This window comes from Ureibacillus endophyticus, assembly GCF_003628435.1.
GTDB lineage: Bacteria > Bacillota > Bacilli > Bacillales_A > Planococcaceae > Ureibacillus > Ureibacillus endophyticus.
On record NZ_RBZN01000082.1, the window covers coordinates 1 to 6,066 of the forward strand.

Annotated in this window: 6 protein-coding genes and 1 pseudogene; 5 read left to right on the plus strand and 2 right to left on the minus strand. The window is 32.3% G+C overall.

The genetic code is table 11. The features are described 5' to 3' along the window. Both D8M03_RS16885 and D8M03_RS16890 read right to left on the minus strand, forming a co-directional pair. The coding region (locus D8M03_RS16885; protein WP_147404841.1) for a hypothetical protein at positions 1–445 on the minus strand (445 nt) is incomplete at its 3' end. A 54-nt stretch (positions 446–499) separates the two neighbouring features. Further along, positions 500–952, minus strand: a complete 453-nt coding sequence (locus D8M03_RS16890) for a DEAD/DEAH box helicase family protein (protein WP_121215967.1) — start codon at positions 950–952, stop codon at positions 500–502. 335 nt (positions 953–1,287) lie between these two features. On the opposite strand from D8M03_RS16890, the gene D8M03_RS16895 reads away from it, so the two are divergent. The 5 genes and pseudogenes from D8M03_RS16895 (at position 1,288) to D8M03_RS16920 (ending at position 5,553) form a co-directional block, all read left to right on the plus strand. Further along, positions 1,288–1,785, plus strand: a complete 498-nt coding sequence (locus D8M03_RS16895) for a hypothetical protein (RefSeq protein ID WP_121215968.1) — start codon at positions 1,288–1,290, stop codon at positions 1,783–1,785. A 102-nt stretch (positions 1,786–1,887) separates the two neighbouring features. After that, positions 1,888–2,448 (plus strand): helix-turn-helix domain-containing protein, encoded by a 561-nt coding sequence (locus tag D8M03_RS16900; RefSeq protein ID WP_121215969.1) that lies wholly within the window; start codon positions 1,888–1,890, stop codon positions 2,446–2,448. Continuing rightward, positions 2,409–3,275: pseudogene (locus tag D8M03_RS16905) on the plus strand (IS3 family transposase); the annotation flags it as partial. The gene D8M03_RS16900 and the pseudogene D8M03_RS16905, both read left to right, overlap by 40 nt. 142 nt (positions 3,276–3,417) lie before the next feature. After that, positions 3,418–3,942, plus strand: coding sequence for an amino acid oxidase (locus D8M03_RS16910; RefSeq protein WP_121215971.1), 525 nt, complete (start codon positions 3,418–3,420; stop codon positions 3,940–3,942). 675 nt (positions 3,943–4,617) lie between these two features. Further along, positions 4,618–5,553 (plus strand): DUF2268 domain-containing putative Zn-dependent protease, encoded by a 936-nt coding sequence (locus D8M03_RS16920; RefSeq protein ID WP_245987667.1) that lies wholly within the window; start codon positions 4,618–4,620, stop codon positions 5,551–5,553. Positions 5,554–6,066 lie beyond the last annotated feature (513 nt).

Below are 6,066 nucleotides of genomic sequence, written 5' to 3' on the forward strand. Positions count from 1 at the left end.
TTTTGTGTGTGGTAACCTCAACTAACACCAAAATCCAGGGGGTGGCAAGTTTTTTTGCGTAAAAGACTATAAAACCAACGATTATTAGCGATTTATATATATAAGTTTTGACAATACGTATTAAATGAACGGGGGGTAAAAATGGGGTAATCTCAATTGAATTAGATGTCAAAAAGACTGCACATAAATCGACATTATCGCGAAGATGCTCCCATGCATATTTTGTAGAGTTTGAAGTTGGTACACCTTCAGCTATTATAACTTCAATAATTTTTTTATTTATATCTTCCCAAATAAAAGTAGGGACAAATAAAACAGTAGGATCCAATTTCTGACTAACGACTTGCTCAAATAGTTGAATTGAGTGAGTAGCTTCGTAATATCCTCTGATTGTATTTACAAGTGTTGAATATGTTTGTGGGAAATTAGCATCATCCAGATGCAAGGAAAAATGATCTCGAATAATATGAGACGCAACGTGTGAGTCATCAAAGACTAATCAAGCGATTTCTTCTTTAGCGAATCTGCTAAACCCATTAAATAAAGCTTGGTAGGTGGTTATACAAAGGATTTCTCCTTTATTAAAGTCGACTTCATTTTCAAATTGTCGATTATAATAAGTAGCCACCTTTAACGGCATAAGGGAGGCTACTTCAGCGGTTTGTTTAATGAGTTGGATAGACCCACAAAGATAAAATACTCTACCACCTGTTTCATTAACTAGTGCCTGGCCTTGTATTAATCCAATAACAGTTTTCCCGCCGCCAGTGTTTAAACTAACAACAAGGTCATTGTCTTTTCGTACCTTTTCCCATTCTTCTAAAGCTAAATATTGTCCTCTCCATAAGTCATTTAATCGGCCACTTCTTGAAAGACCATCATAAATCTTAATTGGGTGGGTTTCGCGTTGCGAATCCTCTCTTTTTTTAAATCTTCCAAAATCAATAGGCATAATAAAACCTCCATATGAACTAATTACCAATACAATATCATATTTGGTAAATCTAAGTAAATTTTTGTAACGCTACTTAGTTTTGTGGGAAAAATGAATAGCCCACGGACATGGAATGTTAAAAGCCTTTCTTTTGTAGTTTTATATATAAGATTAAACATTTAAAACAAAGTTCAATTATTTAAAACAAAGATCGAACATTAATCTAGTTTGATAAAAAAATTCTCTGGTGCAGGATTATACTATTCCACAATCGGGCCAGATTGTTGAATAAAAGATGGTTGAGATTTACACTAAATACATTAAATAGGATACATAAAAGAGGGTTATTTTATATGAGTGCGATAATATGGAGGAAAATTATATCAGCATCTATATCTGGATCACTTTTTGCTATATTGCTCGCTTTAATTGTTCCAAATGCATTTGGAGAAAGTATAAGTTCCATTACTGATTACATATTCACTTTTATATTAGCTACACCTGTTTATTTGATGTACAGCTTCCCAGTTATATTAATCTATGGGGTTTTAACCTCCATAGTTAGTGATATAATAAGCAATTTAATAACTAGAAAAAATAATAATAAGAAAATTGAAGTAATACTTACAGTTATTTTTCATGTTTTTTTTGGTCTTATCTTACTTCCGTTTAGTTTGGGTGCAGCAATCTTGTTCTTAATTACAGATAAATTAATACAAAAAAGTAACTATAAATTCAATTGGGTACATTCAGTTAAAAGTCTAGCAATTCCTTGTGCTGTTTGGTTATTATTTATGGGAATGATTTATTTGGAACATATATTTTCTAATTTAAAAGAGGTTTTAGTTTAACAAATAAGCAGTAACCACTATCTTGAACCTTAACAATCGGGCGCTTTTCGGTACTGCACCCCAAAAGTTAGAGTGAAAAACTAACTTTTGAGGTGATTTTTTATGACTAAATATAATGAAGAATTTAAATTAATGGTGGTTCAAGAATATTTAAGTGGCTCTCTAGGATATCGAGCGATAGCGAAGAAATATGGTATAGGTGATTCTCCATTAAGGAGATGGGTACGTGCTTTTAAAGAGTTTGGGCATAGTGGCTTATCCGTTAAGAAAACGAAGCAGTTTTATTCTGTTCAATTTAAATTAGATGTATTAAACTTTATGAAACGAACAAGTGCTTCCTATCAAGATACTGCGATTCACTTTAACTTGAATGATCCAACTTTAATTACTAGTTGGAATCGTCGATTCTTAAAAAAAGGGATAGAGGGCCTGCAAAAAAAATCAAAGGGGCGCCCGTCTATGTCTAAGAAACAAAAATCAACAGCGAATAACCAAGAAAAAACAATGTCACGTGAGGAGCAGCTAGAACGCGAAAATGAGCTTCTTCGTTTAGAGGTGGCGTATTTAAAAAAGTTGAAGGCTTTTCGAGAGAATCCAAATACCTTCCTCGAAAAGCACAAGCAGCCATCGCCTTCGAACTTAAACAAGAAGGATTTCGATTAAAAGATGTCTTAAAACAAGTGGGTATTCCAGAAGCGACATATCATTATCAGATGAAACAAATGAAACAAGCAAATTCGAATGGAAAATGGGAAACTTTGATTTTAGAGACCTTTGAAAAGCATGAAGGTCGATATGGCTACCGTCGTATTCATGCGGAATTAAGAGCGCAAGGGTACACAATTAATCATAAAAAAGTACAACGAATTATGAAAAAGCTAGGATTGATATGTGTAAAATTTGTACGTAAATCACGCTATAAATCCTACAAAGGAACGGTTGGAAAAGTCGCTAAAAACCTTTTGAATCGTAGATTCAGCACACCGTATGCCCTTCAAAAATTGGTGACTGATGTAACCGAATTTAAATGTACAGATGATGAGAAATTATATTTAAGCCCGATCATGGACTTATATAACGGTGAGATTATTGGGTTTAGTATGTCAAAACGGCCGAGCCTAGATTTTGTGTTAGATTCACTTAAGCAATCACTTCCAATTATTCAGAAACGTGCTGAATATCGGGCAACGATTCACTCCGATCAAGGATGGCACTATCAACACAATACGTGGGTAAAAACATTAAGGCAGAACAAGATTTTCCAAAGCATGTCTCGTAAAGCGACATGCGCAGATAATGCGGCCATGGAGAACTTCTTCAGCATACTAAAACAGGAAATGTATTATGGGGAACAATTAATCTCTTACGAAGTACTGCAAAAGAAAATAGAGAAGTATATCAATTATTATAATAACGATCGCATTAAACAAAAACTGGCCGGCATGAGTCAGGTAAATTACCGAATACACGCCAGCCAATTAGCTGCATAATAAAAACTCTAACTTTAAGGGGTCACTACCTTCTTTAATAAGGAATGCGTCTATTTTCATTAAAGGTTCAAATAACGGAGTAGTTTAATAAGAGAATTGAAATTGTTATAATATGGGAGTAGATTGTTGCAAGGGGGATTAAATGAAACGTTTAATTATAGGTGTAGTGGTCATAGGCTTGATTTTAGTAGCCATGGTGTTTTTACTTTCAGTGTCTATCAATAAAGTGAAATATGATGGAGCTCCATTAAACATTGCAGTAATTGGTAATATTCCTGAATTGAAAAATGAAAAAATTCATTTTGAATCATTATCATTAGAAAAAGTAAATGAGGATATATCAAAGCTTCCAACAAATCTTGATGCAATTATGTTAACACCCAATGTATTTGAAGCAGCGTCGGATGATAAATATATAGAAGTATATAAAGGTTTAGAGCTCCCAATCATATTCTTTGATTCGAATAAAAGACACTATCCATTCGTGAATGAAGGTCTAACTTATGAAACTGCTAATTTCGATGTTTTAGACAACGGCTCACATACTACCATTTATTTACATAACATTAATGCGAATAAGTTTGAAACTTGGTATTTTTATTTAAATGATAAAAAGGACATAAATGCTCTTTATACAGAGGTTTTTGAAAAAATTGAGGAGTTATAGTGTACATAAGTTAGAAGGGGAACTTATAGATTCTTTTAATATAAAGTTATTCAACAATCGAGCGCTTTCCAAATAAGGAAGGAGCTTTTTTCATTAAAGGGCTAAAGATTGTTGAATAACGTTTAGAAAGAAATCTGGGAAGATTATGTGCTGGCTATAATAAATGTCAATAGGCAAATTAATAAATTTATTAAAATAGACCCATTAAAAGGGTTATTAAGTAGTTGAATGGATTCAGTTTCCTTCCATAAGGTATTTTTGACACAATTGATATGGTACAATTATCCAAAAATAACAACTAGTAGAATGTGAGCGATTTATTGGAGGGTTGTACATATGAATGAAAAGAGGAAAGGTAAGTTCCAAATATTCTTAATATTTTTAATAATGCTACTAATAGTTTCAGCATTTGTATTACTTTTTTTAGGCCATTACAAAGTGACTTTTGTTTTATTTGGTATTTTAATGTTGCTTATGAGCTTTATAAGTAATTGGACAGGTACCGATACTGAAGTTTACCTCTATAAAAAGATTCATAAGAATAATAAAAGATGGTAACGATGCTTATCAGCTAAATCAGTTTTCTAATTATCCGTGAAAATTTAAAAAATAAGCAGTGAATTACTATATTAAATTGATTAAAATTTTAAAGTTTCTTTATATAGGGGGATTAAATTGAAATACACTCGAAAAAAATGCACAACTATAATTCTATTTCTAATGCTTTTAATGCTCACTTCCTGTGCACAAAATGAAACAAGTAAAGAACTATCGTTTAAATTTGAGGACCCGGATACCAAACAGCAGTTTGAAATTATTCAAGTAAGTCCATTATTTAACAACTATATTGAAAAAGTTAAGAGCGATCCAAGCAAAGCTACTTTAGAAGTTTATGAAGAGGAAGTCATTGATCCTATTTACAACAAATGTTTCAAGAAGGGTGAGTTCCTCTATATGGCGGATGAACTTCTCAACTCGGCACCTGATAGTTTAGCAGAATTAGAAATAATAAATGAAGAACTAGAAACACGTAAAGATGAGATGAATGCTCTCATTCAAGAATCCCTTTTGAAATCCGCAGCATTACTACCCACTAAAAAAGATACAACCGTGTGTGTATTTCCTTCTAGCCGTTCAAATATGCCGTTGCTTACGGTGGGGGCTGGGAAGATCGTTATCCCATATACTGGATATTACAAAGACGATATTATCAAAGTCGGTGTTTCACATGAATATCATCACAGTGTTTGGGCAGAAAAGAATTTAAATAATTTTTCAGGAACTGTTTTAGATAATCTAATTTTTGAAGGAAAAGCAGTCATGTTCGAGAAAACCGTATATCCTAATCTTGAAAGCACCCAAGTGTATTTGGATTACGACAAAGAATTATGGTCTAAAATTGAACCTGATCTAAACAAAAAAGACTCCAAACGTGCGATAGAAATTACAGTGGGCGGAAAGGATTTGCCGAGGTCTTATGGTTATAGTGAGGGATATAAGATGATTAAATCCTATCTTGAACTCAATCCCAACATAACACCAGAAGAGTGGACAGGCATAAGTCCAAAAGAAATCATCGAAAAAGGAAAATACTTCGAAAACTATAAATAGCTACAAACTATTAAATGTATTAGTTTGTTTAGTTTGCATGTAATTTAATTATGAAGAGAAAATATATGAATATAATAAATGTGTTGAAATGGTTTAGATAATCTTTATTTAAGTATAAGAAATAATGTTAACTGATAAACAATTTAATAGCATCCCCAAATATAGACAAGTATCTAAAATTTGGAGATGCTTTTTATTTTATAGCATGAGACTTACATTTTCTATTTGGTCCGAGGTTTATAAATATAATCTAATAGAGCTAAAAATTACTTCGGTTTCTAAAACTTTTACACTATAATCTAATGAAAAATAATTTCTGTATATTTAAAATAATGAGACAGTACTATTTTCAAAATATTTACATTAATGGAAATTATATGTAATATATCTACTTGGGTAGTGTCAAAACTTCTATGAAAAATTGAAAAACACAAGGTATTGGGCGATAAGTACTCTCCGAACGAGGGGACAATCGCTCTTGACAAACATTCCGAAAAGGTTGCGCCCATATTT

Bases quoted from the DNA above. Each gene is read 5' to 3' on its own strand.
- D8M03_RS16910 (WP_121215971.1), top strand. From the start codon at position 3,418: ATGAAACGTTTAATTATAGGTGTAGTGGTCATAGGCTTGATTTTAGTA.
- D8M03_RS16890 (WP_121215967.1), bottom strand. From the start codon at position 952: ATGCCTATTGATTTTGGAAGATTTAAAAAAAGAGAGGATTCGCAACGC.
- D8M03_RS16900 (WP_121215969.1), top strand. From the start codon at position 1,888: ATGACTAAATATAATGAAGAATTTAAATTAATGGTGGTTCAAGAATAT.
- D8M03_RS16895 (WP_121215968.1), top strand. From the start codon at position 1,288: ATGAGTGCGATAATATGGAGGAAAATTATATCAGCATCTATATCTGGA.